Source organism: Mycobacterium appelbergii, from assembly GCF_032883035.1.
Taxonomy (GTDB): Bacteria; Actinomycetota; Actinomycetes; order Mycobacteriales; family Mycobacteriaceae; genus Mycobacterium; species Mycobacterium appelbergii.
In genome coordinates this window covers 20158-46297 of the sequence record NZ_JAMQTH010000009.1, presented here as the reverse complement: position 1 = coordinate 46297, position 26140 = coordinate 20158, and the positions used below count along the sequence as shown (strand labels likewise).

Here is a 26140-nt window from a genome sequence, read left to right as displayed (position 1 = left end):
TCCGGAGGAGGCCCAATGACGACGTTTCCGATGACGACTTTTCCGCAGACGCAGGCAGCGACGGCCGCGCTTGCCGTGGCCGCCCGGTTCTACTCGCCGGCGCTGTTGAACCACTGCAAGCGGTCCTACCTGTGGGGAGCGATGTACGCCGCGGCGCACGGCATCGCCTTCGACGACGAGCTCTATTACGTCTCGGCGCTGCTGCATGACATCGCTCTCACCGACCCATTCGACAGTCACCGGCTGCCTTTCGAGGAGGCAGGCGGGGACCTGGCCTGGGTGTTCGGGGTGGCGGCCGGGTGGCCCGTCGATCGCGCGGCCCGGGCAACGGAGATCATCGTGCTGCACATGCGCGACGACGTCACTGCGGCGGCAGACCCTGAGTCCCACCTGTTGCAGATCGCCACCAGCTGGGACGTCGCCGGGAGACGACCGGAGGAGTTCCCGGCCGAGGTCAGGGGCCAGGTGCTGGCGCACTATCCCAGGTCGGGATTCGGTGACGAGTTCTTGGCGTGCTTCCAAGACCAGGCCACGCGTAAGCCGGAGAGCGCCGCCGCGGCATCGGTGGCCAACAACGGCGCTGCACGGATCAAGGGGAACCCGCTCGATACTGAGTGAGGGTTGGGACTCGGTCTGACGCTGTCGCGCGTCACCCCGACGTGGTGGTGATCCGGACTTCCGAGGTCAGGGTCTGATGGACGGGGCACCGTTCGGCGATGTCCAGTAATCGCTGCCGCTGGGTGTCGTCGAGGTCGCCGGTCAACTCGATCTCACGGTCGATCTGGTCGATCATCCCCTTGGTGGTCTCGCAATCGGCGCAGTCTTTCGCGTGAACGCGGTAGTGCCGCAACGTCACTCGTACACGCTCGAGTGGCCAGCCCTTTCGGTTGGCATACATTCGCACCGTCATCGACGTGCATGCGCCGAGCCCCGCCAGCACCAGGTCGTAGGGATTCGGGCCGGTGTCGGCACCGATGGGTAGGGGTTCATCGGCGGTCAGCTCATGGCGTCCGACGGTGATCTGCTGGGTATATGTGCCCGCACCCGTCTCGGTCACCGTCACGTCTGTCGTCATGCAATTCTCCTTGGTCGATGGGTCCAGTCTCCCGGCGAGCAGACGCGGAGGTACCCATTTTGCTCGGGAAATGGGTACCTCCGCGTCTGCTCGCGCTGAGGAAGCTCGCGCTTAGGAGGCCCGCGCGCTGAGGAAGCTCGCGCGGAGGAAGCCCGCGCTGAGGACGTTAGTCCAGCAACCGCACGTCGACAGCCGCCAGGCGGTCCGGATCGCCGATGATGTCGATAAGATGTATGCGGCCATCTTGAATGCCAAGGCGCAGCACGGATTTCAGCTGGCCCGCGGGTGCGATGACGATGCCGGCCGCACCGTCGACCAGAGCCACTTCGCCGCCTTGCGCGACCGCCGTGAACATCTTGGACTCCTCGACGAACTCCTGGGCACCGCGCAACTCGGTGGGGACCCGATCCGCCACGAGCACGCGGTCGACATGCCGGACCACGTCCGGGGCAAGTACTTCCAGCAGCGCCGCCAGATCGCCGTGTTGTGACGCCGACAGGAACGCCTGCGCGATCTTGAGGTGTTCGGCGGTCGGGCGTCGTGTCGGCTGCGGGTCGCCGTGCAGTCGTTCCCTGGCCCGGCTGGCCAATTTCTTGGCGGCCACCGCTGAGCGGTCCAGCAGCTCGCCGATGTCATCGAAGGGCACGGCGAAAATATCGTGCAGGACAAACGCCACACGCTGAGCGGGGGAGAGCCGGTCGAGCACCACCAGCAGTGCGCGGCCCACCGACTCGGCCATGGCCACTTCGTCATCGGCGGCGGGGGAGGCAGGGGAGGCGGCGGCAGAGACGAGGTCCTCGGCGCCGAACACCTCGCCGCGGCGTTTGCGCTCCCGCAGTCTGTCGAGACACTCGCGGGCCGTCACCGTGGTGAACCAACCGGTCGGATTCCGTACATCCGCGATGCCGTGCCTGCTGATCTTCAACCAGGTGGCCTGGACTGCATCGTCGGCGTCATGGATGGAGCCCAGCAGGCGGTAGGCGACTGCGCGTAGGTGGCTGCGATCCGCTTCGAATCGCTCGGCCATGGCCTGCTGATGGTTCATCCGGACAACTCCACCACACCGACCGCCATACGCGAGGAGACGACATGTTGACACTACAACTCGGCCCGGTCGCGGCGATCGTCTCGACGGTGATCGCCTTCCACGGCGCGTTTCTGGCGCTTGCGGCGCTATCGCTTGCGGCGCTATCGCTGGTTGCGTTCGCGCTCGGGTGACATGCCGGTGGCTCAGGCGCTGCGGCGCACCCCGCGCTTGAGCAGAAGTTCACGTTCGGATTCGCTCAGCCCGCCCCAGATGCCATAGGGCTCACCGACAGCCAGTGCATGGGTCCGGCACTGCGCCATCACCGGGCAGGTATGGCACAGTTCCTTGGCTCGAGTCTCCCGCTGCGCGCGGGCGCGGCCACGTTCCCCGTCGGGATGAAAAAACATCGCCGAATCGACGCCTCGGCAAAGTCCCTGCATCTGCCAATCCCAAATGTCCGCGTTGGGTCCGGGCAGCTGCTGTGGCTGCGGCATATGGAAAACCCCTCTCTGCGCGCCCATTTCAAGGAAACGGGCGTGTGTGAGCCGGTGGAACCGAACTGAGCATATGTCGCCGATGACTACTCGTGCACACAAACTAGGGGTGCTCAATAATTCCCGTCAATAGTCGGTGTGTGTGCTCAATGACATACCCGCAGGTTGTGAATTTACATCACGTTCATCGTTGGTAGGGGCCCAACGCGGCAGTCTCGTTATCCGGATCTGCCGCTCAGCCGGTTTCCCCTGTTCGCGCTGAACGGAACCCGCGGACATTCCTTAGGATAAGTAAAGGAATTGACAATTAGTTAACATTGTATACACAAATTGTTAACCATGCTTTTTCTGTAATAACTAATACCCGGTTCCCGCGGTATCAGGTTCCCGCGGAACCGCCATTCGCATGGTATTGATAGCGTCGCGAGCCGATGACCACCACAGCGAGCGTCCTGGCCAACGCCGCCTTCGGCGATGACCCCGGCCGCTGGCCGTTGCCCGCGGCCACCCACCCCCGCGAGCACTGGCTGCGAGCCGTCGCCGCGGGTGGCCAGGGCCGCTACGCCTGCGCATTGAGCGAGCTCGCCGTGATCACCAGGACGCACCGCAGTGGCCCGCTGCTGTCGCTGGCGCAGAGCACCCAGGCCTCGTTCCTGCGCCAACTCGGCTGGCACACCCGGGCCCGCGGGGCAGATGGTGTGGCCTTGGCGCACAGCGGTGGTGACGCCGAGGCGACCTCTGATGCACTGATCGGATTAGCCGCTGATGCGCTTGGCGTCGGCCGATTCGGGGTGTCCGCACGGATGCTGGACCGGGCCCGGACAGTGGTCGGTGACGGCGGTGGGCGATCGGCGGTGCGCCTGGCGTGGGTCAGCGCCGAACTGGCGATGGTGCGCGGCGACGGGGCCGACGCCGTCGGACACGCCGAACGGGGAGTCGTCGCGGCAGCCGGCTACGGCGCAACGCGACACGCGCTGAAATCGGACGTCGTCCTCGCCGCGGCGCTGTGCAGCGCGGGACGGCTCGACCGTGCCCGCGACGTCGCGGACTCGGCGCTGCAGGTCACCGACCGAACCGGCAGTGTTCCGCTGCGGTGGGCGCTGGCCTGCCTGCTGTCCGACATCGGCAGCGCGGCATATTCAGCCGCGCAGGTCTGCGCCATCCGCGACGCCGACGCCGATACAGTGCGACGCAGAGGCGGCGTATGGGCCGGTCGGTGATCGGGCACTGAACCGGTCCGCGCCGCACAGATCGTTATTGTTTAGCTGAGCAACACCGCCGCGAGTGTCGGTGCTTCGTAACGTTGGAGATATCGCCCACGATGACTAGTTCGGGAGACCGTCTCGACGCTGTCGTTGCTGAGGCAGTGGCTGGCGATCGAAACGCGCTCCGGGAAGTGCTGGAGATCATCCGGCCGATCATCGTGCGGTACTGCCGAGCGCGGATCGGGACTACCGAACGAAGTGGTCTGTCAGCGGATGACATCGCGCAGGAGGTGTGCTTGGCCGCCATAACGGCGCTGCCGCGCTACAGAGATCAGGGACGACCGTTCCTGGCCTTTGTATATGGCATCGCTGCGCACAAGGTTGCTGACGCGCATCGCGCGGCGGCCCGCAATCGTGCCGAGCCCACCGAGGTGGTACCCGAACGATTCTCGCTGGACGCCGGCCCCGAGCAGTCCGCCCTCGACGCCGAGGCTTCGGCACGCATGGCGCGACTGCTGTCGATCCTGCCCGAGAAGCAGCGCGAGATTCTGATCCTGCGCATCGTCGTCGGCATGAGCGCCGAGGAGACCGCCGAGGCGGTCGGCAGCACTGCGGGCGCGGTGCGGGTGGCTCAGCATCGCGCGCTGGCGCGACTCAAGACCGAGGTCATGGCGACGGGACGTGACCATGCCTGACTTCGGCCGATGGACATCCAATGGCGGTGATCCGTCGCTCAACGAGATCAACCGCACCGACCGGTTCATCGAGGCGCTGTCGCTGGAACGTCCGGTGTACTCCACCGATGCCGGCGAGGCGGAACTGGCCCATCTGCTCGCCGGATGGCGTGACGATGCGCGCAGCGTCCCGACGTCCGGTGTCGTCAGCACCCGTGACGCGGTGGCGGCGCTCGAGCGTGGCACGTCCCGGCACCGCCCCCGGCTGCCGTTGGCGTTGGTCGGCTCGGTGGCCGCCGCGGTGCTGTGCCTGGGCGGTTTCGGAGCGGCCGTGTACGGCTCGAGCCCCGGCGACCCGCTCTACGGTGTGCGCAGCTCGCTGTTCGGCGAAGTGCAGACCACCCGCGGCGTCCAGGTGGAACTGGCGTCCACCGAACTCCAGCAGGTTCAGCAGCTGATCGACCAGGGCCAGTGGCAGGAAGCCCAGCAGAAGTTGCAGACCATCACCACCACGGTGGCGACCGTCCAGGATGCCCAGCAGAAGCAGGAACTCGTCGACCAGTGGCAGCAGCTGTCGGTGAAGGTGGAGAGCCGCGACGTCAACGCGACGGTTCCACCGGACGCGCCTCCGGTGGTGCTGCCCGAGGTGACGCTGACGACGACGCCGCCGACGGAAACCTCGCAGGTACCGGGAACCACAACACCGTCGACGTCGGAGAGCACGTCGCCGGGTACCACGCCCACGACGGGTTCCACGACGGCCCCGACGACGACGGCAAGCCCGTCGGAGAGCGCGGAGCCGGGAAGTTCGACGATCCCCACCACGACCGAGGCGCCGACCAGCACCGCCACCACGCCGCCGCAGACGACGTCGTCGGCTCGGCCGCCCACCACCACGGCCGCCCCGCCGGTCGAACTGCCGCCGCCGTCGGCCACCGCCACGGTGACCACACCGAGTGAAGTGCCTGTCCCCGGCACGGCGACCACGACGTTTCCCACCGTGACGGTGCCGACAGTGAGTGAACCGGCTTCAGCCGAGGTCGAGGCACCACCGGCACGCGGGCCAGGAGGCGGGGGTCAGCAGCAGGGACCTGCAGCGCCGGTCATCGAACTGCCCCTGCTACCGGGGCTGGGTGGTGGCGGTCAGCGGTAACCGTCGGATTCCGACCGCGCTTCGTTGAGCGAAGCGTCGGCGTAACCGCGGCAGTAGTCCCACGTCACGTAGGCGTCGGGTTCCGGATCGTAGGCCGGCTCGTGCGGACGCACCGTGCCGTCCACCAAAAGCTGGAGCAGGTTGGCCCGCAGCATGTCCCAGTCGTGGTAGTGGTCCTGCTGGCATTCGTCGCAGCAGACCACCAGTCCGCGAATGCCCTTGTGCGCCAAAAGCGCTTCGTACACCGCCAGATCAGCCAAGTCGGCTTCGACAGCCGTCCGCTCCTGGGGGTCCAGCGGCTGGCCCGGCTCGATGGCGTCCAGCGCCGCGGAAGGGTCAGACGGGTCGTCGGCGAAGGGATCGGGTGGCAAACCAGGTGGTAGGTGGTCACGCACGAGTTCCACACTACGCAGCCCGACTGGCATCGCGCCAGCCGTCCGTAGGCGTCCTCACGTGCGGCGCGGGGAACGCGGCCGATCCTGTGCCTGCGCCGTCCATGCCGAGGCGCAAGCCGGTAGGTGGAAGCCGATAAGATTAGGTATCCAGCATTGCGCCGATGGAGGCCCCGCTTATGTCGATCGCTGAAAGCAGCGTTCCCGTCGCCGTACCGGTGCCCACCGGTGGCGACGACCCGACCAAAATTGCCATGCTCGGCCTCACCTTCGATGATGTGCTGTTGCTGCCCGCCGCATCGGAGGTGGTGCCTGCCACTGCGGACACCTCCAGCCAGGTCACCCGCAGAATCCGGTTGAAGGTGCCGCTGGTCAGCTCGGCGATGGACACGGTGACCGAATCCCGGATGGCCATCGCGATGGCGCGGGCCGGCGGGATGGGCGTGCTGCACCGCAATCTTCCCGTCGCCGAGCAGGCCGGTCAGGTGGAGACGGTGAAACGCTCCGAAGCCGGCATGGTGACCGATCCGGTGACCTGCTCGCCGGAGAACACCCTGGCCGAGGTCGACGCGATGTGCGCCCGGTTCCGGATCTCCGGTCTGCCCGTGGTCGATCCCGACGGCCAGCTCGTCGGCATCATCACCAACCGCGACATGCGGTTCGAGGTCGACATGAACAAGCCGGTCGTCGAGGTGATGACCAAGGCGCCGTTGATCACCGCCCAGGAGGGCGTCTCGGCCGAGGCCGCGCTGGGCCTGCTGCGGCGGCACAAGATCGAGAAGCTGCCGATCGTCGATGGGCGCGGCAAGCTGACCGGTCTGATCACGGTCAAGGATTTCGTCAAGACCGAGCAGTTCCCGCTGTCGACCAAGGACAGCGACGGCCGGCTGCTGGTCGGTGCCGCGGTGGGTGTCGGTGACGACGCCTGGACCAGGTCGATGACGCTGGTCGACGCGGGCGTGGACGTGCTGATCGTGGACACCGCGCATGCCCATAACCGGTTGGTGCTCGACATGGTGCACCGGCTCAAGACCGTGGTGGGCGACCGCGTCGAGGTGGTCGGCGGCAACGTCGCCACCCGTGCCGCCGCCACCGCACTGGTGGAGGCGGGCGCGGACGCCGTGAAGGTGGGTGTCGGTCCCGGTTCGATCTGCACCACCCGCGTGGTCGCCGGTGTCGGCGCCCCACAGATCACCGCGATCTTGGAAGCGGTGGCCGCCTGTCGTCCGTACGGCGTGCCGGTGATCGCCGACGGCGGCCTGCAGTACTCCGGTGACATCGCCAAGGCGCTGGCCGCGGGTGCGTCGACGGCGATGCTCGGTTCGCTGCTGGCGGGCACCGCCGAATCGCCCGGGGAGCTGGTCTTCGTCAACGGCAAGCAGTTCAAGAGCTACCGCGGGATGGGTTCGTTGGGCGCCATGCAGACGCGTGGCCCGCAGAAGAGCTACTCGAAGGACCGCTATTTCCAGGACGACGTGCTCTCCGAGGACAAGCTCGTCCCCGAGGGCATCGAGGGGCGGGTGCCCTACCGTGGGCCGCTCGCATCGGTCGTCCACCAGCTGACAGGCGGACTGCGCGCAGCCATGGGTTACACGGGGGCGTCCTCCATCGAGCAGCTGCAGCAGGCGCAGTTCGTGCAGATCACCGCGGCGGGCCTGAAGGAAAGCCATCCGCACGACATCACGATGACTGTCGAAGCCCCCAACTACTACACCCGCTGATTTCGCTGAGAATCGGAGCTGACCGTCATGCGAGACATGGTTGAAATCGGCATGGGCCGAACCGCCCGGCGCACATACGAACTCGACGACATCACGATCGTGCCGTCACGACGTACGCGGTCGTCACAGGATGTGTCGACGGCCTGGCAGCTCGACGCCTACCGCTTCGAGATCCCCGTCGTCGCGCATCCCACCGATGCGCTGGTATCTCCTGAGTTCGCCATCGAGCTCGGCCGTCAGGGCGGGCTCGGGGTGCTCAACGGCGAGGGCCTGATCGGCCGGCACGCCGACGTTGAGGACAAGATCGCCCAGGTCGTGGAGAAGGCCGCAGCCTCCGATGAGCCCTCAGCCGCGATCCGGCTGCTCCAACAGCTGCATTCGGCGCCGCTGGATCCGGACCTCCTCGGAGCCGCGGTGGCCCGCATCCGTGAAGCCGGGGTGACGACGGCAGTGCGGGTCAGCCCGCAGAACGCCCAGGCGCTGACGCCCACTCTGGTGGCTGCGGGCATCGACCTGCTGGTCATCCAGGGCACCATCATCTCCGCGGAGCGCGTCGCGCAGGACGGTGAACCGCTCAATCTCAAGACCTTCATCTCCGAGTTGGATGTGCCGGTCGTGGCCGGTGGGGTGCTCGATCACCGCACGGCCCTGCACCTGATGCGCACCGGGGCGGCCGGCGTCATCGTCGGCTACGGCTCCACCAGCGGCGTCACCACCAGCGACGAGGTGCTCGGCATCAGCGTGCCGATGGCTACCGCGATCGCGGACGCGGCCGCGGCACGTCGCGAATACCTTGACGAAACCGGCGGTCGCTACGTGCATGTGCTGGCCGACGGTGACATCCACAGCTCGGGTGACCTGGCCAAGGCCATCGCCTGCGGGGCTGACGCGGTGGTGCTCGGCACGCCGCTGGCGGCCTCGGCCGAGGCGATGGGCGACGGTTGGTTCTGGCCGGCGGCCGCCGCGCATCCGTCGCTGCCGCGCGGTGCCCTGCTCCAGGTGGCGCTCGGCGAGCGGCCGTCGCTCGAACAGGTGCTCACCGGCCCGTCCGACGATCCGTTCGGAACGTTGAATCTGGTCGGTGGGCTGCGCCGGTCGATGGCCAAGGCCGGCTACTGCGATCTGAAGGAATTCCAGAAGGTCGTGTTGACGGTGGGCGCTTAGTCTGCCGAGCGGCGTGGCCTATCTGTGCGTGTGCTTTACAAGTTAGGCATTCCTGTCTAGAAAGTTACCTGTCGGTAGGGTCATACTGTTCGCATGAAACCTGACTACGACGTCCTGGTTATCGGTTCGGGGTTCGGCGGCAGCGTGAGTGCGCTGCGGCTCACCGAGAAGGGGTATCGCGTCGGCGTGCTGGAGGCAGGCAGGCGTTTCACCGACGCCGATTTCGCCAAGACCTCATGGGACCTCCGCAGATTCCTGTGGGCCCCCCAGCTGGGCATGTACGGCATCCAGCGCATCCATCTGCTGCGCAACTGCATGATCCTGGCCGGCGCCGGCGTCGGCGGCGGGTCGCTGAACTACGCCAACACGCTGTATGTGCCGCCGGAGCCGTTCTTCGCCGACCCGCAGTGGAAGGACATCACGGACTGGCGCGCGGAACTGATGCCGCACTATGACCAGGCGCAGCGGATGCTCGGGGTGGTCACCAACCCGACGTTCACCGATGCCGACCGCGTGATGAAAGAGGTCGCCGACGATATGGGCGTCGGCGACACCTTTGTGCCGACCCCGGTAGGCGTGTTCTTCGGCAACGACGGCGAGAAGACGCCGGGCAAGACGGTGCCCGACCCGTACTTCGGTGGCGCCGGGCCGGCCCGCACCGGCTGCCTCGAATGTGGTGAGTGCATGACCGGATGCCGCCACGGCGCCAAGAACACGTTGGTCAAGAACTACCTCGGGTTGGCGGAATCCGCCGGGGCGCGGGTGCATCCCATGACCACGGTGACCCAATTCCAACAGCGGGCAGACGGTCTGTGGGAGGTCACCACGGTGCGCACCGGCCGCAAGCTCCGCCGGAAGCGCACGACCTTCACCGCGACGCATCTGATCCTGGCCGCCGGCACCTACAACACCCAGAAGCTGCTGTTCAAGATGCGCGACACCGGTCGGTTGGCCAAGCTGTCCGACAAGCTCGGAGTGCTGACCCGCACCAACTCCGAGTCGATCGTGGGCGCGGGCCGGTTGCAGGTGGCACCCGACCTGGACCTCACCCACGGGGTGGCGATCACCTCGTCGATCCACCCCACCGCGGACACCCACGTCGAGCCGGTGCGGTACGGCAAGGGGTCCAACGCGATGGGCCTGCTGCAGACTTTGATGACCGACGGCGGTGGTCCGCAGGGCACCGACGTGCCGCGCTGGCGGCAGTTCTTCAACCAGGCCGGGGAGAACCCGCGGGAACTGGTGCGGCTGCTCAACCCGAGTCGTTGGAGTGAGCGCACCGTGATCGCGCTGGTGATGCAGCACCTGGACAATTCGATCACCACGTTCACCAAGCGCGGCCCACTCGGCCGACGGCAGATGTCGTCCAAACAGGGGCACGGCGAGCCGAACCCGACGTGGATCCCGGCAGGCAACGAGGTCACCCGGCGTATCGCGGCGAAGATCGACGGCGTGGCAGGCGGCACGTGGGGCGAGTTGTTCAACATTCCGTTGACCGCCCACTTTCTGGGCGGAGCGGCCATCGGTGACAATGCCGAGCACGGCGTCATCGACCCGTACCAACGGGTGTACAACTATCCGACGCTCCACGTCATGGACGGTGCTGCGATCTCGGCGAATCTTGGTGTGAACCCGTCGCTTTCGATTACCGCGCAGGCGGAGCGGGCGGCGGCGCTGTGGCCGAACAAGGGGCAGCAGGATCAACGCCCCGGGCAGGGTGAACCGTATCGCCGGCTGGCGCCGATCGCGCCGGAAGCTCCGGTGGTGCCCGCCGAGGCGCCCGCGGCGCTGCGCCGGCTACCCATCGAACCGGTCACCTCGACCGGCTAGGACGCCCGCAGTTCGGCGGCGTCGCCCAAGGCGCGGCTGCGGTTCCCGTGTACGTCCACGGGCGCTTCACCGGCCAACGTCACGCGGTGCATGACCCGGCGCTGGTCGTCGTAGTCGTCGACCGCGCGGTGCTGGGTGGCCCGGTTGTCCCAGATGGCGACGTCACCGGGCGCCCAGTTCCATCGGATGGTGTTCTCGGGCAAGGTGATCCGTCGTTGCAGCAGCTCCAGCAGGGTATGTGACTCGTGGCTGTCCAGCCCGAGGAAGCCGCGGACGAAATCCCCGGCGACCAACGTGCGTTCACCGGTCTCCGGATGCACCCGGACCACGGGATGCTCGGTGCGGAAGTCGGGCTTGGTGAATGCCGCGCGCAGCAGTTGCTGCTCCTCGCTGACCTGTTCCGTCGGCGCCGCAGCGTAGTCGAATCGGTTGCTGTGTAGCGCCCAGAGGTTCTCGGCGAGGTGCTTGAGCGGTGCGGGGAGCGCGTCGTAGGCCGCTGCCGTGGACGCCCACAGTGTGGAGCCGCCGTAGGTGGGCAGGGTGACCGCGCGCAGGATCGACGCCATCGGGTAGTCGGGCAGAAAGGTGACGTCGGTGTGCCAGCGGGTGGCCTTGGCGTAGTCGGAGTCGATCGGGGTGATGAGCGGTGCGTCGTCCTGTTTGAGCGCGTGGTGGCCGACGGGAGAGCCGAGCAGGCCGGCGAACGCGTGCTGCTGCTCGTCGGTCAGGTGGTGCTGGTCGCGGAAGAAGATCACCTTGTGACGCAACAGGGCGCGACGGATGTCACCGACCGTGCCGGTGTCGAGCTCACCGCTCAACCGAATTCCCTCGATGCTTGCGCCGATCCGACTGCCGAGCTTTGTCACGGTCACAGGGGCGGCAGAAACAGTCATGGCGTGTCCTTTGCGCTGGTCTTTCCTGCTGTAGTCAGCTGACTACAGCAGCTTGGACGCTAGTGTAGCCAGATGACTACAGGCACGCCACCGGCCCGGACCGGGCCGGGCCCGGTCGGCCGGGACGAAGTGGTGGCCGCGGCGCTGGCCGCGGCCGCCGAGCTCTTCGCGGAGCGCGGACCTGGCGCCACCTCCATCCGTGACATCGCCGCCCGGTCCAACGTCAACCACGGGCTGATCTACCGGCACTTCGGAACCAAGGAGCGATTGGTCGGCGCGGTGCTCGAGTACCTGGGCACGACGCTGACCGGGCTGCTGCACGACGGCGCGCCCGCCGATGAGATCGAGCAGACCGTCGACCGCCATATGCGGGTGATGGCCAGATCGCTGCTCGACGGATATCCCGTGGGCCAGTTGCAGACCCGGTTTCCCGGCGTCCGGCTGCTGCTCGACCAGATCCTGCCGACCCGCGCCGATGAAACCGCTGCCCGGCTGGCGGTGGCCAACACCGTTGCCCTGCAACTGGGTTGGCGTCTGTTCGAACCCTTCCTGCGTTCGGCGGCCGGCCTTGAGGAGCTCACCGGGGATCAGCTGCGTGATGCGGTCGGTGGCGCGGTGACCCGAATCCTGCAGGCCGGTCCCGACGGCTGAATCAGCTCTGTCGTCGGCTGACCCGGCGGCGCATGGGTTGGCGCCCGGCCGGTTGCGGAGGCGGCGGCAGTAACGGCTGTAGTGGCTCTACCGCAACCGTGGTCGGGGCGCGCGTGGTGAGTGCAAGGTCCGCACCGGCGTGCCGGATGGTCAGCGAACCGTCGGGCCCGTCGCGCAGGGTGTAGGTGACATCGGCATGGTTTGCATCCACGGTCAGCCGGAAATCCCTCCAGCGCAACCGAAAACGCAGACGCGAGATACCGTCGGGCAGATGCGGGTCGAGTGAGAGCCCCGCTTCGTCATCGCGCAGTCCACCGAATCCGCCGACCAGCGCGGTCCAGGCCCCGGCCAGTGAGGCCATGTGCAGCCCGTCGCGGGTGTTGCGGTGCAGATCCCGAAGATCGATGAGCGCGGCCTCGTAGGCATAGTCGTGTGCGAGCTCGAGATGTCCGACCTCGGCACACATGACGGCCTGGGTGCACGCCGACAACGACGAGTCCCGCGTGGTTCGCCGCTCGTAATAGTCGACGTTGCGGGCCTTCTGCTCGGGGGTGAAGGCGTGGCTGTGCCACTGCATGGCCAGCACCAGGTCGGCCTGTTTGAGCACCTGCGCCGGATACAGCCGCACGTACGGCTCGTTGAGCAGCAGCGGGTAGGTGGTGTTCGAGGTGAAGTCCCACTCCCGCAGCGTGGTGAAGCCCTCGCACTGTGGGTGAACGCCCAGTTCCTCGTCGAACGGGATGTGGGCGGCATCCGCGGCGTCCCGCCAGGCTGCGGTCTCCTCGGTGGACACACCCAGGGCCGACGCCGCGTCGGGATGCCGCGTACAGGCCTGCGCGGCAGACCGCAGATTGTCGGCGGCCATCAGATTGGTGAATACGTTGTCACGGACGATCGCGGTGTATTCATCGGGCCCGGTTACCCCGTCGAGATGCCATACCCCATGGCGGTCATGGTGACCCAGTGATATCCACAGTCGTGCGGTGTCGACGAGCACGGCGAGTCCGCATTCCTGCTCCAGCGAATCATCACCGGTGACAATGCGATACCGCTCGAACGCCCGCGCAATATCGGCGTTGATGTGCCAGGCCGCGGTGCCTGCCGGCCAGTACGCCGAGCATTCCTCACCGGCGATGGTCCGCCACGGAAAACTGGCGCCCTTGAGGTCGAGCAACTCGGCGCGCTCGCGGGCGAGCTCGAGAGTCGAGGACCGCCAGCGCAGGGCGTCGGCGGCCGCCTGCGGCACGGTATAGGTCAGCACCGGCAACACGAAACCCTCGGTGTCCCAGAACGCGTGGCCGTCATAGCCGGTTCCTGTCAGCCCCTTGCCCGCGATGGCACGCCGCTCGGCGCGGGCACTGGCCTGCAGCACGTGGAACAGTCCGAAGCGCACCGCCTGCTGGCAATCCGGATCGCCTTCGACCTCGACGTCGGCGCAGTCCCAGAACTCGTCGAGGTAGGCGCGCTGGGAATCCAGCAGGCCCTGCCAGCCGCTGTAGCGTGCCCCGGTGAGGGCACCCGCGGCTTGATCGATCAGCGCCGGGCGGGAGCGCAGGCTCGACCATCCGTAGCCCAGATACTTGACGACCCGCAGCTTCTGCCCCGGGCGAAGACCGCAGATCACGGTGGTGCGGGCCAGATCCTCGCTGGCGTCGGTGGTGACCTCGACGCGGCCGGGCACCTCGACATCGTGATCCATGCCTGCTGCCATCATCAGCGCGCTGCCGTGGGTGCGGTGCACCAGGATCGCGCTGCGTTCGGTGTTTTCGTAGTGCACGGATTGCAGTGGGCTTCTCAGCACCGCCGAGACCCGCGGGTCATCCGAGGTCTCGGGCTGGTCTTCGTTGGCGACGAGCTCCGATTGGACGGTGACACGGACGAATTCGTCGAGCGCCTCGACGGTGTACTCGATGGCGGCGACCCCACGCTGCGCAAGGGAGACCAGCCGCGTCGAGCAGATGCGCACCTGCTTGCCTGCCGGTGAGCGCCAATGCGCATTTCGCGTCAGCGTGCCGCTACGCAGATCCAATGTCCGTTCGTGGTCGATCAGTTCGCCGTAGCGGACATCGAACGGCTCGTCGTCGACCAGCAACCGCAGGATCTTTCCGTTGGTGACGTCGACGACGGTCTGACCACCCTCGGGATAACCGAAACCGGCCTCCGCGTAGGGCAGTGGCCGCACCTCATAGAAGCCGGCCAGGTAGGTCCCGGGTAGGCCGTGCGGTTCGCCCTCGTCGAGGTTGCCGCGCAGCCCGATATGACCGTTGGACAACGCGAACAACGACTCCGACTGGGCCAGCAGGTTCAGATCGAGCCGAGTCTCACGAACCTGCCACGGCTCGACGGGATAGGCCTCATGGGTAATCATCATGGCGGTTGCAGCAATTCAGTCAGATCGGTGACGACGATGTCGGCTCCGTCGCGGCGCAACTGGTCTGCTTGCCCCACGCGGTCGACCCCGACCACGAAGCCGAAGTTTCCCGCGCGCCCGGCGGCGACTCCTGACAGTGCGTCTTCGTAGACCGCCGCGTCGGCGGGGGAGACCTCCAGCAGTTCGGCTGCCCGCAGAAAACTGTCGGGTGCCGGTTTTCCCGGCAGGTGCTCGTCACGCATGGTCACTCCGTCGACCCGTACCTCGACAAGCGGGGCGAGCCCGGTGATCTCGAGCACCTCGCGGGTATTGGCGCTGGACGACACCACCGCCCGGCGGAGCCCCGCCGCGGCGACCGCCTCCAGATATCGCCGAGAGTCTTCGAACACCTCGACGCCGTCCTTGCGCAGCGTGCGGTGGAACATCTCGTTCTTGCGGTTGCCCAGGCCCGCGACCGTCTCGGCGTCCACCGGGTCGTCCGGTTGGCCCTCGGGCAACTCGATCCCGCGGCTGGCCAGAAACGACCGGACGCCGTCTTCGCGCCGCTTGCCGTCGACGTAGCGCAGGTAGTCGGTGCCGATGTCGAAGGTGACGAACGGCTGCGCGCCGCGGTCGGCCGCTTGCCGCAGGTAGTCGTCGAACATGGCCTTCCAGGCCTTCTTGTGCACGCTTGCGGTGTCGGTGAGCACGCCATCCAGATCGAACAGGCAGGCACGCACCTGGTCGGGCAGTCCCAACACAGGCAACCTCGCTTTCGGTTGCGGACAGGTACTACTTCACCATGCCGACATCCGTACCCGGGCACACTTCGGCGGCGTTTCGTGTCGCGAGAGCGCCGACGATGCGGCAGACCGGCCGCCTCTTAGACTGAACCGGTGAAAGCAGCATCTCCCCGGCCGGTCCTCGTCGTCGACTTCGGCGCGCAGTATGCGCAGCTGATCGCCCGACGGGTCCGTGAGGCGCGGGTGTACTCCGAGGTCATCCCGCACACGGCCAGCGTTGAGGAGATCAAGGCGAAAGACCCCCAGGCGATCGTGCTGTCCGGAGGCCCCGCCAGCGTGTATGCCGAGAACGCACCGCGCCTTGACCCCGCGATGTTCGACCTTGACGTGCCGGTGTTCGGGATCTGCTACGGCTTCCAGGCCATGGCCCAGGCGCTCGGTGGCACGGTGGCACACACCGGGACCAGCGAATACGGCCGGACCGAGCTGAGCGTGACCGGCGGCGACCTGCACTCGGAACTGCCGGACACCCAGCCCGTGTGGATGAGCCATGGTGACGCGGTCACCGCCGCACCGGAAGGCTTCGACGTCATCGCCACCAGCGCGGGCGCGCCTGTCGCGGGCTTCGAGAACCGGGCCCGCAGACTCGCCGGCGTGCAGTACCACCCTGAGGTACTGCACTCTCCGCACGGTCAGCAGGTGCTCAGCCGATTCCTGCACGAGTTCGCGGGCATCGGGGCGAGCTGGACGGCGGCCAACATCGCCGAGCAGCTGATCGAGTCGGTCCGCGCCCAGATCGGGGACGGCGAGGCGATCTGCGCGCTGTCCGGCGGCGTTGATTCCGCGGTGGCCGCCGCGCTCGTACAGCGGGCCATCGGTGACCGCCTGACGTGCGTGTTCGTCGACCACGGGCTGCTGCGGGCGGGTGAGCGGGGGCAGGTGGAAAGGGATTTCGTCGCTGCGACCGGCGCCAAGCTCGTCACCGTCGACGTCGCTGACCGCTTCCTGGAGGCGCTCACCGGGGTGACCAACCCAGAGGGTAAACGCAAGATCATCGGCCGGGAGTTCATCAGGGCATTCGAGGGTGCGGTCCGGGATACCTTGGGCAGCAACGACGCCGAGACGGAATTCCTGGTGCAGGGCACCCTGTACCCCGATGTCGTCGAATCCGGCGGTGGCACCGGCACGGCCAATATCAAGAGCCACCACAACGTCGGCGGCCTGCCCGACGACCTCAAATTCAAACTCGTCGAGCCGCTCCGGCTGCTGTTCAAGGACGAGGTCCGTGCCGTTGGCCGGGAACTCGGCCTGCCGGAGGAGATCATCGGCCGTCAACCGTTCCCCGGGCCCGGCCTCGGCATTCGGATCGTCGGCGAGGTCACCGCGCAGCGGCTGGACACGTTGCGGCGCGCCGACGCGATCGTCCGCGAAGAGCTCACCGCCGCCGGGTTGGACCAGCAGATCTGGCAGTGCCCCGTGGTGCTGCTGGCCGACGTCCGCTCGGTGGGTGTGCAGGGCGACGGACGCACCTACGGGCACCCGATCGTGTTGCGGCCCGTGTCGAGCGAGGATGCCATGACTGCGGACTGGACGCGGGTGCCTTACGAAGTGCTGGAACGGATTTCGACCCGGATCACGAACGAGGTGGCCGAGGTCAATCGCGTCGTGCTCGACGTCACCAGCAAGCCGCCCGGCACGATCGAGTGGGAGTAGTTTCTTCCGGCGAGAAGACACTTATGTCCCCCGGAATGCGCGTTCCGGGGGACATTCACGTCTGCTCGCCGGGCTCCGCAGCCTTCTCGACGTACTCGGTGAGCATCTGACTGACGACCGATTCGATGGTCGATTCGATCGAATATGCCAGCGTGGCGCTGACTGCCGCGACCGCCTGGGTGCGGAACCGCACCAGCATCGTGATCAGCTCGGCCACTTCGGTGTCCGCAGGAAGCGATTCGCCGGGCTTGATCTTCTCGCTCACCTGGTCTACGCCGGCGCGCACCAGGATTGCGCTGATCTCGTCGAGGTGCGGTACCACCCGCTCGTGGATGTCGATGAGCGTGTCGATGCCGACGCCGTACTGCCGGATCTCGTTGAACGCCTCGATGAGCCTGGGCCGCATGATGATGACGTCGTCGGATCCCGCGTCGAGTTTGATCACTCCGTTGCCGGCCAGTCGCTCGAAGGCGGCATCGTCGTCGATCAGCCGTTTCGCCTCGGCGAGCGGGACGCGTTCGGACTTCTCGGTCGCCCAATTGCCGGCGATGGCGTCCTCCAGGCCCAGCACGTCACCGAGATCCTTGCCCTGCTCCCACGCGTTGAGCATCTCGTGCACGTGGGCGATGTTGTAGCCGCGGTCGAGCATTGAGGTGATCAACCGCAGCCGGGTCAGGTGGGTGTCGTTGAACAGCGCGATACGACCGACCCGCAGCGGCGGGTGCAGCAGCCCGCGGTCGCGGTACACGCGGATGTTGCGGGTGGTGGTATCGGCGAGGCGGGCCAACTCCTCGATGCGGTATTCACCGGAGGCGGTGACGGCGTGGGGTTGCACCGCGGCGTCGAACAGCTGTGACACCGCTGTCTCGATGACATCGCGGGAGCCCCGCCGGATCTGCTTGGGTGCCCGGCGAAGCCCGTTGAGGATCGTCGAGATTGCACCGGCGGGTTGCCGTGGCTGCCTGGTCTGAGCCATGTCAGGCCGACGAGCTGATGGGGACCCGTGCGTCACGCGCCGCGACGTCGTAGTCGCCGTACCGGAAATCACGCATCTGTCGAAGATACTGGGTGGCGAATCCGGGGTACATCGACGCGTTGAATCCGTCGGCCGTCAGATACCAGCTGTTGCAGCCGCTCATCCACGTCGTTTTGGTGAGCCGTTGCTGCAGGCGCCGGTTGTACCGGTGTTGCACCTCGGCGCGGACATCCAGGTAACGCAGGTTGTTGCGCAGGATCGTGGTGATCCCCCTGACGGCGTAGTCGATCTGGCCCTCGACATAGACCAGCAGCGAGTTGTGGCCCGGGCCCGAGTTGGGCCCGGTCATGAAGAAGAGGTTCGGGTAGCCGTGCGCGCTGACGCTCTTGTACGCCTGCGCGCCGCCGGCCCATTCGTCGGCCAGGACGCGGCCGCTGCGCCCGGTGACCGGGTACGGCGGGCCGGTCAGGTGCACGTCGAACCCCGTGGCGAACACGACGGCGTCCAGGTGGTGTTCGATGCCGTCGCTGGTGCGGATGCCCACGGGACTCATGGTGGCGATCGGCCAGTCGATGAGCTTGCAGTTGTCTTTCTGCAGCGCCGGGTAGTAATCGCTGGAGACCAGCATGCGTTTGCAGCCGGGGGTGAAATCCGGTGTCAGTTGCCTGCGCAGCCACGGGTCTTTGACCTGCCTGCGCAGATGCGCCTTGCCGAGACGGGCCACCAGTCCGGTCAGCGGGGTGTCCCACACCATCGCGGTCGCGCTGGCCTCATGCCCCCAGAACAGGACCTGGCGGGCCAGCTGTTGAGTGGCAGGGACTTTCGTGAACAACGTCTGCGCCACGGGCGGGGTGGCGATGTCCAGACGCGGGATCACCCAGCCCGGCGTGCGCTGGAACACCTTGACAAATCCGGCAGTCTTCACCAGCTCCGGCACGATCTGTACGGCACTGGCACCGGTACCGATGACCGCGACCCGCTTGCCGGTGAAGTCGTAGTCGTGATCCCAGTTCGCGCTGTGGATCTTGTGGCCTTCGTAGGTGTCCAGGCCGCGGATGTCCGGCCATTTGTGGTCGGGCAGCGGACCGGAGGCCAGTACGACCGTGCGCGCGTGAAACCGTCTTCTGCCATTGGTCTTCACCGTCCACACCCCCTCGTCCTCGTCGAAGGCCAGCCCGTTGACCTCGACGCCGAACCGGATACGACGCCGCAGATCGCCGGTGTCGGCCATGTCCTCGATGTGCCGACGGATCTCGTCTGCCGGTGAGTATGCGCGTGACCAGCTCGGGTTCTTGGCGAATGAGAATGAGTACAGCAGTGACGGAATATCGCATGCCGCACCGGGATAGGTGTTGTCGCGCCAGGTTCCGCCGATGCGATCGGAGCGTTCCAGGAGGATGAAGTCGTCGACGCCGGCCTCGGCGAGTTTGACTGCGGCGCCGATCCCCGTGAAACCGGCTCCGACGATCACGGTGTCATAGGTATGAGGCATGTCAGGCCGCCGGCTCGTGGGTCAGTTCTTTGAACCACGTCGGAACGGGTCGCAGCAGCGCCTTCGGGTAGCGGTCGGATGCCCACACCATCGGGTTGGCGATCCAATGGTAGGGGTGGCGCGGATTGGTGACCATGCGGCCGTGCAGCTTGAGCAGCTGATAGGTGGGTACCCGCCAAGTGTATTCGGCCCGCCCGCCGAGTTCTTTGAAACGCATCATCGCCTTGTACAGCTTCTCCGGCTGCAGGCCCATATCGATGATGTTGTTGCGCATCCGGTTGAGCAGCGGCACATACATCAACGTGCCGATGATCACGCCGGGAGACGCCACGTTACCGACGAATTCGACGGCGAGCCGTCGCATGCTGGAGTGCCCGATCATGTTGAGGACCTCGAAATCGACGGCGATGTGCCGTGATTCGTCGTTGTTGATCTTCTCGAAGACCTGATGGCAGATCGGGTCGTCGACCTCCTCCAGTAGGAATTTCAACAGGGCCCCGTCGAGGGCCACCTCGAGCATCGGGATGACCGTGCCCAGCACGGACAGGGACATGTTGTCCGAGAAGGTGTCCAGCCACTCGATGGCCAAGCGGATGTTGACGTTCGGCTCGGGCATCTCGTCGCCGTCGAGCATTCCCCAGCGTTTCATCAGCGCGAGTTCGGCATTGGCGTGACGCTGCTCTTCGGCGTGGAAGTAGCGGTAGATCTCGGCGATGGTCGGTGTTGGCGCCTTCTTGGCCAGCGCAGCGAATCCACGCGCTCCGACGTTTTCGATCCAGCACAGGTCAGCCATGAAAGCCTTGAGCTTGGGCCGCATGTCATCGGTGATCGTCTCGGCTCCCGGTGCATCCCAGTCGATGTCGGCCAGCGCCCACTGCCGGTCCTTGATCTTGGCGAGCATGGTATCCATGTCGATGGCCACAGCAACCTCCTACGGTGTGGTGATCCGGGTGGTGATACCGACGGCACGGGTGTACACCGTCGGGGTGAGTCGTTTGATGCCCCAGCCGATCCGCGCATCCGGTTGCGGCATGCAGTAGAGGCCGCCGCGGTCGTTGGTGTCCAGGCACGTCCGCGCAACCCGCTGCGGTGAGAAGCCCGTCCAGCGCATCAGACGATCCGCCAGCTGGGTCGATTGTGCGCTGATACGCCCCGATTCGACGATGTTGGTCTTGACGAACGTGGGGCACAGCACTGTCACGTTGATCCCGGTGCCTGCGAGTTCGGCGGCCAGTGTTTCGGAGAGAGACAGTGTCCCGGCTTTACTGACGTTGTAGGCAGCCATGCCTGGGGCGGCGCCGAATGCGGCTGCCGACGCGACATTGATGATGCCGCGCGGTTGCTCGGGGTCGGCTGCCCGCAGGATCGGGGTGAACACCTGGCAGCCATGGATCGGGCCCCACAGGTTGATGCCGAGGACCCAGTTCCAGTCGTCGAGGCTGGTCTCGCCGATCGGCGTACCGCCTGCGCCGACTCCGGCGTTGTTGACCACCAGGGAAGGTGGACCTCCGAACCAGTCGTCTGCCGCGGCGGCCAGGTGCGTCACCTCCTCGATGCGGGAGACGTCGCAGCGCAGGGCGGTGGCGGCCCCGCCCTCGGCGATGATGGCGTCGGCTGTGGTGCGGGCGGAGTTCTCGTCGATGTCGCTGCACACCACCCGGCCGCCGCGGCGTGCGAGTTCGGTCGCGAAGGCGGCACCGATTCCGCTGCCCGCGCCGGTGACGACCGCGCGGGCACCATGGCTGCGCTTGCGGCCGTTGCCGAAGAGGTTCATCCGGCCACCTTGATTCCGGTGCGGCTCAGGGTTTCCGAGATGAATGCCGCGACCTGGTGCATGGCCGGTGTGGCTTCGGGACTCAACCGGGGCAGGGCCTGGAACACATGCACCTGGTCCGGCCACACCTGAAGTTCGCAGGAACCGCCAGCCGCGCGGATATCGGCGTCGAGCCTGCGGGCGTCGGCGACGAGCATCTCCGCGCCGCCCGCCTGAATCAGTGTCGGCGGCAGTTGCCGGCCACCCGCGACGTCCAGCGAAAGCCGTGGGTGGGTGAGATCGATGCCCACACAGTACAACTCGACCAGTCGCGCCGCGTCGGCCGCGCGGATCGCGGGATCGTGACGAAGCCCCTCTCGGGTGCGTGCCAGCGAAAAGGTCAGGTCGATGAGCGGCGAGAACAGCGTCATGCCCGCCGGCTGGGAGACCTCCGGCTGCAGGAGCAGGTCGACGGCGAGATGGCCGCCTGCGGAATCGCCTGCGATCATGATGTGCTGCGGTTTCAAGCCGCGTTCCGTGCACAACCAGTCCCAGCCTGTCCGCACATCGTTTGCGGCCGTGGGGAAGCGGTGCCGAGGGGCCAGTCGATAATCGACGCAGAACACCGGCAGCCCGGTCAGCCGCGACAGCCACCCGGTGAGCCGTCGGTGGGTTCGTGGTGAGCAGAGGGCAAACCCACTGCCATGCAGGTAGTAAATGGCGCGGTCACCGGTTATGACGCCGGGGCCACGCACCCATTCGCCCTTGACCCGCCGGCCGGCGGCCATGCGCACGTCGACGGGTTCGACTCGGGTACCGGACAGTGACGGTCCGAAGGTGTTCATGATCTGGGCGATCACCCGACGCGACGTCCACAAGCCCCAGCTGGTCTCCGGCGGTAGAGCGCCGCTGACCTGCCGCAACGTCAGGCTGCTGATCTTGGCCGCGCTGCGGGACCGCAGCGATCCCCGTTGGGGCACGGCTCGGGGTGTTGCAGGCGTACGGGGCATCGGGCCTCCTCGTCGAAACGTATGACGAGTACACCCCCAATTGGTGACATTTGTCAATGTCACCATTTAGTGGTGGAAGATCCCGGGTGGCTTCGTCGGCGTGTCAGCGCGCGGGATCGCCCTGCCAGTGAAAGCTGTTGACGTACTTGCCCATGTCCAGTGCGAGGTCCAGATTGGCGCCGGAGGGCTTGCCGGAGCCGAAGTCGGGCCCGTATTCGCGGTAGGGGCCGGTCGCGATCGCGATCAGTGCCAGGTCGTTCTTCACCGCGGCCAGGATGACCACCCGGAGCCGCATGTAGTCGCCGGTGGCGTTCTGCGGCCAGCTGTCGACGACCATGCCGTATCCGGGTTGATAGCCGACCATTGCATTCGGGATCTCATAATCGACGTCGGTATCAGGGTAGGTGTCCTCGACCAGGGTCGTCGCGATCTCTTTCGGCGTTCGGCCGTTCGCGGGCCGGCTGATCAGTTGCATGGTGCCGCCGTCGCCGGCCTGGAAGTCCGCCGTGACACCATCGGCGGCGGTGGTGACCGCGTATGCCGCGCCGGTGGCGGGATACGAGACCGAGAAGGAGCCGTCGGGAGCGGTGAAGCGAGGGTTCGTCGCCACCGGATCGGTCAATGGCGGGCGTCCGCAGTCCGGTGGACACACGTACCGTGCGGGTGGATTGCTGACCAGCGCCGACACCCCGAGCAGGGTGGCCGCCAGCAGCGCGACACCGACACCCCAGGTCCCGAACAACCGGCGGGGGGCGGTGCGGTGCGCGGGGCGGGCATGACGTCCTGCGGCCCGCACCGACCGGGACGAAGCCTGGGCCGCCGCCCCGCAGTTGGGGCAGAACGCCATAGCGGGAACGATGTTGTCGCACTGCGGGCACAGCAGCGTGTCGTCGGCGCCGAATTCCTCGTGAGCTTCGTACAACAAGGCCCATTGCAGCGCGACGCGTAATGCCAGCACCGCCAACACCATCACCACGAGGTGCACCGCCAACACCACCGTCTCCGGCACCTGTGCGACGTCGATCAATCCGAGGATGGCATAACCGACTGGGGCAGCCGGTAGCAGAGCGGCGCCCAGCCGATTCGGGTGCCGGTATGCGTCATCGGCGGCTGGTCTGAACCACAGCACCACACCGACGAGGCCGCCGATGGCTGCCGCGGTCAAGGGCACCGCCAACGCCTGGATGCCGGCCTGGACCACCAGCCCGATCAGGGGTCGGTCGTGGTCGATCATCCCATCGTCGACCTGCGGCGCCAACCGGCTCAGCGTGGCCGCCGCAGTGAAGGTGAGCGCACCCAGTGCACCGAACACAAAGCCGTCCAGCGCTTCTCGCGTTCGTGGCCTGAGCAGGCGGATCACCACCACCGGGGTGAGCATCAGCAGCATGGCACCCAACGGAACGCCGAGGCCGTCGCGCACGATCCGGAACTGATCCACGTCGTCGCCCATCGGCATGTCGTACTCGCGGGACACCACCGCCCCCGTCAACAGCACCCAGCCGGCACCGAGTCCGGCGCCGAGACACGCGGTCAGCAGCAGCTTACCGATCGAGAAGTCCTGAAAGACACCGGCTTCGCGCAGATAGGTGACGAACAGCAGCGGAAAAGCGAGCGCGGCGAGTGCGATCATCGCCGCGGGCAGTCGCAGCAGTGCGCACGCGGCCACCGCGACCACCAGCGCTGCGACTCCCAGCCGGAACGGGGCCCGCGAATGGTGCGGCAACTGCGGGAACAGCGAGCTGACCACCGACGGCCGGAACAGGTTCTCGCCCCGGCCCGCGCAGTACGCCCGGTTTCGTAACCACCCGGGTCCCGTGGCGAGATGGGCGCCGCACCGACCGCAGAACTCGCCCGCAGGCACCTCTTTTCGGCACTGTGGGCATTCGACGATGGCATCGTCGGGGTCGGTTCCTGCGCTCACGGCATGGACCGTTGCAGGATCAGCAGATCGTGAACGAGGTTGTCGATGTTGGGCGAACCGAGTCCGGTGGCGAGGTCGTAGCCCGGAGTGGCGAGTGCGACCGCGTTGCCGCCGAGGGCCACGTCACGGAAGCCCGGCAGGGGCGCGCCCGCCGCGATGCGGTAGAGCAGGGGATTGGCATCGCCGAGCGGCCGTCCGCCATGGGCGTTGAGGTACTGATTCATCACCGCAGTCAGGCCGGCCCAGATCGGCGCCGCCTGCGAAGTGCCGCCACCGACCATGACCTGTTGTCGGAAAACAAGTTTCACACCGGTGAACGGGTCAGCGGCCGCGGCGATGTCGGGGGTGAGCCGGTGGTCGGAGTCATAGTCGGACGACACCGTGCGCTGCCAGTCGGGACGCTCGAACAGCGACGACACGCCACCGCCCGTGCCTTGGGACAAGGGAACGTCGAACCAGGCCTGTTCGGACAGCCACTCGCCGTCGGCGCCGGTGGAGACCGTGGTGCCTCCGACACTGGTCATTTCGGGCAGTGATGCAATCGAATCCAGGCCGACGTCGTCGGGGCCGGGCCGCGACGACCAGTCCTGCCCGCCTCGGCATTCCAGACCGGCCAGATCCCCGCTGGCGTCGAATGCCGTGGTGCCGTGGGTGTGTGCGGTTCGCAGGGCGGCCCGCACCGGTTCCAGGTCGGCCGCGGTGAGCAACCGGTCGCATCCCCAGCCGATCGAGAAGCTCCACACGGCGCCGGGGAACTGCTGGTCCACCGATTCCATCAACTTCCCGATTTTTTCGTAGTTGCCGTCACCTTCCACCGTGGGCCGGGCGTTGACGACGACCTTGCGGGCGTCGGGTGCCACCGCGTGGATGAGCTGCAGGTCCATCGTCGTCTCACCGTGCGGTTCGCCCGGCTGACCACCGACCAGAGTCGGGGTCAACGGAGGTAGCGCGAACATTGTGGCGAACGAATCAAGATCGGCCTGGTCGTATCCGTCGAACGCGAAGATGACGACGGTGGAGCCCGTGCCGGTGTAGCCGTCGCGCGCCAACCGGCCTGCGTTGTAAGTGGTCAGCAGTGCACTGGGCGTGAGTCCCAGATCCGGCACGTCACGTGGCGGTATGGGCGGCCGCGCCAGGCGATACGGGGTGTAGCCGAGGATACGGCCGAGTTCTGCGACTTCGCCGCGCAACACCGATGGCACCGACGGTTGCTGCGGGGAGGCGTAGAACACCTGGCCACGGCGCCCGCGGTAGTCGTGCACCGCCACGGCCAGGGCCTTCGCCACCTGCCGTGGCTGCCCCTCGACGACGGCCCATCGGTCACCGGTCCGCCAGCGCACCGTCAGGCCCCTGTGGTGCGCCCAGTCGAACAACGCAGCGGGCCGTGCGGACTGCCGCAGCGCCACCGTCAACTGCGCGTCGGGGCGGTGCGACGGTCCGAGATCCGTTGAGGCTGCGAGTAACGACGCGTAGGGGCCGTCGATTACTCCGGTGCGGTGGGTCGCCTGCGCGTCAGTCAGGCCTGAGGCCAGGACCAGCACCCCAGCCGCAAGAACGATCAGCAGCCGACGCACGATCGTGTGCCGATAGCTGTCGGTTTACCCGCCGCCGTTGGGGCTGTACCCGCGACGTCCTGTGGGCGGCGCCGGCGTTTCGACGTGGGTGGGGGTGAACTTGTTGCCACCCCCGGGAGTGATGTTCTTCTCGGTCGGCTCCACGGGCGGCGGCGCCGTCGAAGGCGTCGTCGGGGTGGTGGTCGTGGTCGTCGTGGCGGGGGTCGTGGTTTCGGGCGCTTGTTCTTCGGTACCGCAAGCTGCGAGCCCGCCCATTCCGATGATGGCGGCGATGCCTGCAGTGGCTGCGAGGCGGCGAGATAATCGACGTGACCTCATGTTTAGTCCTA

The 26140-nt window shown here is 66.9% G+C and carries 25 protein-coding genes; 10 read left to right on the top strand and 15 right to left on the bottom strand.

Going from position 1 to position 26140, the window contains the following annotated elements:
• Positions 1–15 precede the first annotated feature (15 nt).
• Positions 16–618 carry an HD domain-containing protein gene (locus tag M1247_RS20980; protein WP_317158320.1) on the top strand — a complete coding sequence of 201 codons (603 nt, stop codon included), beginning with the start codon at positions 16–18 and terminating at the stop codon, positions 616–618.
• Positions 619–649: 31 nt separating this feature from the next.
• On the opposite strand, the gene M1247_RS20975 is transcribed toward M1247_RS20980, so the two are convergent.
• Together M1247_RS20975 and M1247_RS20970 are read right to left on the bottom strand one after the other, a co-directional pair.
• Positions 650–1075, bottom strand: a complete 426-nt coding sequence (locus M1247_RS20975) for an OsmC family protein (protein WP_317158319.1) — start codon at positions 1073–1075, stop codon at positions 650–652.
• A gap of 166 nt (positions 1076–1241) precedes the next feature.
• Positions 1242–2120, bottom strand: a complete 879-nt coding sequence (locus M1247_RS20970) for a sigma-70 family RNA polymerase sigma factor (RefSeq protein ID WP_317158318.1) — start codon at positions 2118–2120, stop codon at positions 1242–1244.
• A gap of 44 nt (positions 2121–2164) precedes the next feature.
• On the opposite strand from M1247_RS20970, the gene M1247_RS20965 reads away from it, so the two are divergent.
• Complete coding sequence (locus M1247_RS20965; protein WP_317158317.1) at positions 2165–2293, top strand: hypothetical protein; 129 nt, start codon at positions 2165–2167, stop codon at positions 2291–2293.
• Positions 2294–2305: 12 nt separating this feature from the next.
• Here the strand turns inward: M1247_RS20965 and M1247_RS20960 are convergent, their stop codons facing one another.
• The gene (locus M1247_RS20960) at positions 2306–2596 is read right to left on the bottom strand and encodes a WhiB family transcriptional regulator (RefSeq protein WP_317158316.1); all 291 of its coding nucleotides are present in this window, start codon (positions 2594–2596) and stop codon (positions 2306–2308) included.
• A gap of 431 nt (positions 2597–3027) precedes the next feature.
• Between M1247_RS20960 and M1247_RS20955 the strand changes: the two genes are divergently transcribed.
• The 3 genes from M1247_RS20955 (at position 3028) to M1247_RS20945 (ending at position 5628) form a co-directional block, all read left to right on the top strand.
• Positions 3028–3816, top strand: coding sequence for a hypothetical protein (locus M1247_RS20955; protein ID WP_317158315.1), 789 nt, complete (start codon positions 3028–3030; stop codon positions 3814–3816).
• Between the two features lie 101 nt (positions 3817–3917).
• The gene (locus M1247_RS20950) at positions 3918–4496 is read left to right on the top strand and encodes a sigma-70 family RNA polymerase sigma factor (RefSeq protein ID WP_317158314.1); all 579 of its coding nucleotides are present in this window, start codon (positions 3918–3920) and stop codon (positions 4494–4496) included.
• Complete coding sequence (locus M1247_RS20945; protein ID WP_317158582.1) at positions 4489–5628, top strand: anti-sigma-D factor RsdA; 1140 nt, start codon at positions 4489–4491, stop codon at positions 5626–5628. Before M1247_RS20950 ends, M1247_RS20945 begins: the two co-directional genes overlap by 8 nt.
• On the opposite strand, the gene M1247_RS20940 is transcribed toward M1247_RS20945, so the two are convergent.
• Complete coding sequence (locus M1247_RS20940) at positions 5619–6023, bottom strand: DUF5319 domain-containing protein (protein ID WP_317158313.1); 405 nt, start codon at positions 6021–6023, stop codon at positions 5619–5621. The two genes, M1247_RS20945 and M1247_RS20940, sit on opposite strands and share 10 nt — an antisense overlap.
• A gap of 176 nt (positions 6024–6199) precedes the next feature.
• On the opposite strand from M1247_RS20940, the gene guaB reads away from it, so the two are divergent.
• The 3 genes from guaB to M1247_RS20925 all read left to right on the top strand — a co-directional run bounded on the left by guaB (position 6200) and on the right by M1247_RS20925 (position 10735).
• A complete protein-coding gene (gene guaB, locus M1247_RS20935; RefSeq protein ID WP_317158581.1) occupies positions 6200–7741 on the top strand; it encodes an IMP dehydrogenase in 1542 nt (513 codons plus the stop codon).
• A 36-nt stretch (positions 7742–7777) separates the two neighbouring features.
• The gene (locus M1247_RS20930; RefSeq protein ID WP_317158580.1) at positions 7778–8905 is read left to right on the top strand and encodes a GuaB3 family IMP dehydrogenase-related protein; all 1128 of its coding nucleotides are present in this window, start codon (positions 7778–7780) and stop codon (positions 8903–8905) included.
• A gap of 93 nt (positions 8906–8998) precedes the next feature.
• The gene (locus tag M1247_RS20925; protein WP_317158312.1) at positions 8999–10735 is read left to right on the top strand and encodes a GMC family oxidoreductase N-terminal domain-containing protein; all 1737 of its coding nucleotides are present in this window, start codon (positions 8999–9001) and stop codon (positions 10733–10735) included.
• Here the strand turns inward: M1247_RS20925 and M1247_RS20920 are convergent.
• Complete coding sequence (locus M1247_RS20920) at positions 10732–11628, bottom strand: TauD/TfdA dioxygenase family protein (protein WP_317158311.1); 897 nt, start codon at positions 11626–11628, stop codon at positions 10732–10734. The genes M1247_RS20925 and M1247_RS20920 overlap by 4 nt on opposite strands.
• A 72-nt stretch (positions 11629–11700) precedes the next feature.
• On the opposite strand from M1247_RS20920, the gene M1247_RS20915 reads away from it, so the two are divergent.
• Entirely contained in the window at positions 11701–12279 is a 579-nt protein-coding gene (locus M1247_RS20915) for a TetR/AcrR family transcriptional regulator (RefSeq protein WP_317158310.1), read from the top strand.
• Between the two features lies 1 nt (position 12280).
• Here M1247_RS20915 and M1247_RS20910 read toward each other — a convergent pair whose 3' ends face one another.
• Together M1247_RS20910 and M1247_RS20905 are read right to left on the bottom strand one after the other, a co-directional pair.
• On the bottom strand, positions 12281–14647 hold the full coding sequence (locus tag M1247_RS20910; protein WP_317158579.1) for a glycoside hydrolase family 65 protein: 2367 nt from the start codon (positions 14645–14647) through the stop codon (positions 12281–12283).
• Positions 14647–15390, bottom strand: a complete 744-nt coding sequence (locus M1247_RS20905) for a beta-phosphoglucomutase family hydrolase (RefSeq protein ID WP_317158309.1) — start codon at positions 15388–15390, stop codon at positions 14647–14649. Before M1247_RS20905 ends, M1247_RS20910 begins: the two co-directional genes overlap by 1 nt.
• A 135-nt stretch (positions 15391–15525) precedes the next feature.
• On the opposite strand from M1247_RS20905, the gene guaA reads away from it, so the two are divergent.
• The gene (gene guaA, locus M1247_RS20900) at positions 15526–17085 is read left to right on the top strand and encodes a glutamine-hydrolyzing GMP synthase (RefSeq protein WP_317158308.1); all 1560 of its coding nucleotides are present in this window, start codon (positions 15526–15528) and stop codon (positions 17083–17085) included.
• 55 nt (positions 17086–17140) lie between these two features.
• On the opposite strand, the gene M1247_RS20895 is transcribed toward guaA, so the two are convergent.
• The 8 genes from M1247_RS20895 to M1247_RS20860 form a co-directional block, all read right to left on the bottom strand.
• Positions 17141–18061, bottom strand: coding sequence for a MerR family transcriptional regulator (locus tag M1247_RS20895; protein WP_317158307.1), 921 nt, complete (start codon positions 18059–18061; stop codon positions 17141–17143).
• 1 nt (position 18062) lies between these two features.
• The gene (locus tag M1247_RS20890) at positions 18063–19553 is read right to left on the bottom strand and encodes a flavin-containing monooxygenase (protein ID WP_317158306.1); all 1491 of its coding nucleotides are present in this window, start codon (positions 19551–19553) and stop codon (positions 18063–18065) included.
• 1 nt (position 19554) lies between these two features.
• Positions 19555–20475, bottom strand: coding sequence for a ferritin-like domain-containing protein (locus M1247_RS20885; RefSeq protein ID WP_317158305.1), 921 nt, complete (start codon positions 20473–20475; stop codon positions 19555–19557).
• Positions 20476–20484: 9 nt separating this feature from the next.
• Positions 20485–21327 carry an SDR family NAD(P)-dependent oxidoreductase gene (locus M1247_RS20880; protein WP_317158304.1) on the bottom strand — a complete coding sequence of 281 codons (843 nt, stop codon included), beginning with the start codon at positions 21325–21327 and terminating at the stop codon, positions 20485–20487.
• The gene (locus M1247_RS20875; protein WP_317158303.1) at positions 21324–22316 is read right to left on the bottom strand and encodes an alpha/beta hydrolase; all 993 of its coding nucleotides are present in this window, start codon (positions 22314–22316) and stop codon (positions 21324–21326) included. The genes M1247_RS20880 and M1247_RS20875 overlap by 4 nt, the downstream gene beginning before the upstream one ends.
• A gap of 103 nt (positions 22317–22419) precedes the next feature.
• Positions 22420–24237 carry a zinc ribbon domain-containing protein gene (locus tag M1247_RS20870; RefSeq protein WP_317158302.1) on the bottom strand — a complete coding sequence of 606 codons (1818 nt, stop codon included), beginning with the start codon at positions 24235–24237 and terminating at the stop codon, positions 22420–22422.
• Positions 24234–25811 (bottom strand): S53 family peptidase, encoded by a 1578-nt coding sequence (locus M1247_RS20865; protein ID WP_410506911.1) that lies wholly within the window; start codon positions 25809–25811, stop codon positions 24234–24236. Before M1247_RS20865 ends, M1247_RS20870 begins: the two co-directional genes overlap by 4 nt.
• A 24-nt stretch (positions 25812–25835) precedes the next feature.
• Positions 25836–26129 carry a hypothetical protein gene (locus M1247_RS20860; protein WP_317158301.1) on the bottom strand — a complete coding sequence of 98 codons (294 nt, stop codon included), beginning with the start codon at positions 26127–26129 and terminating at the stop codon, positions 25836–25838.
• Positions 26130–26140: the final 11 nt, after the last annotated feature.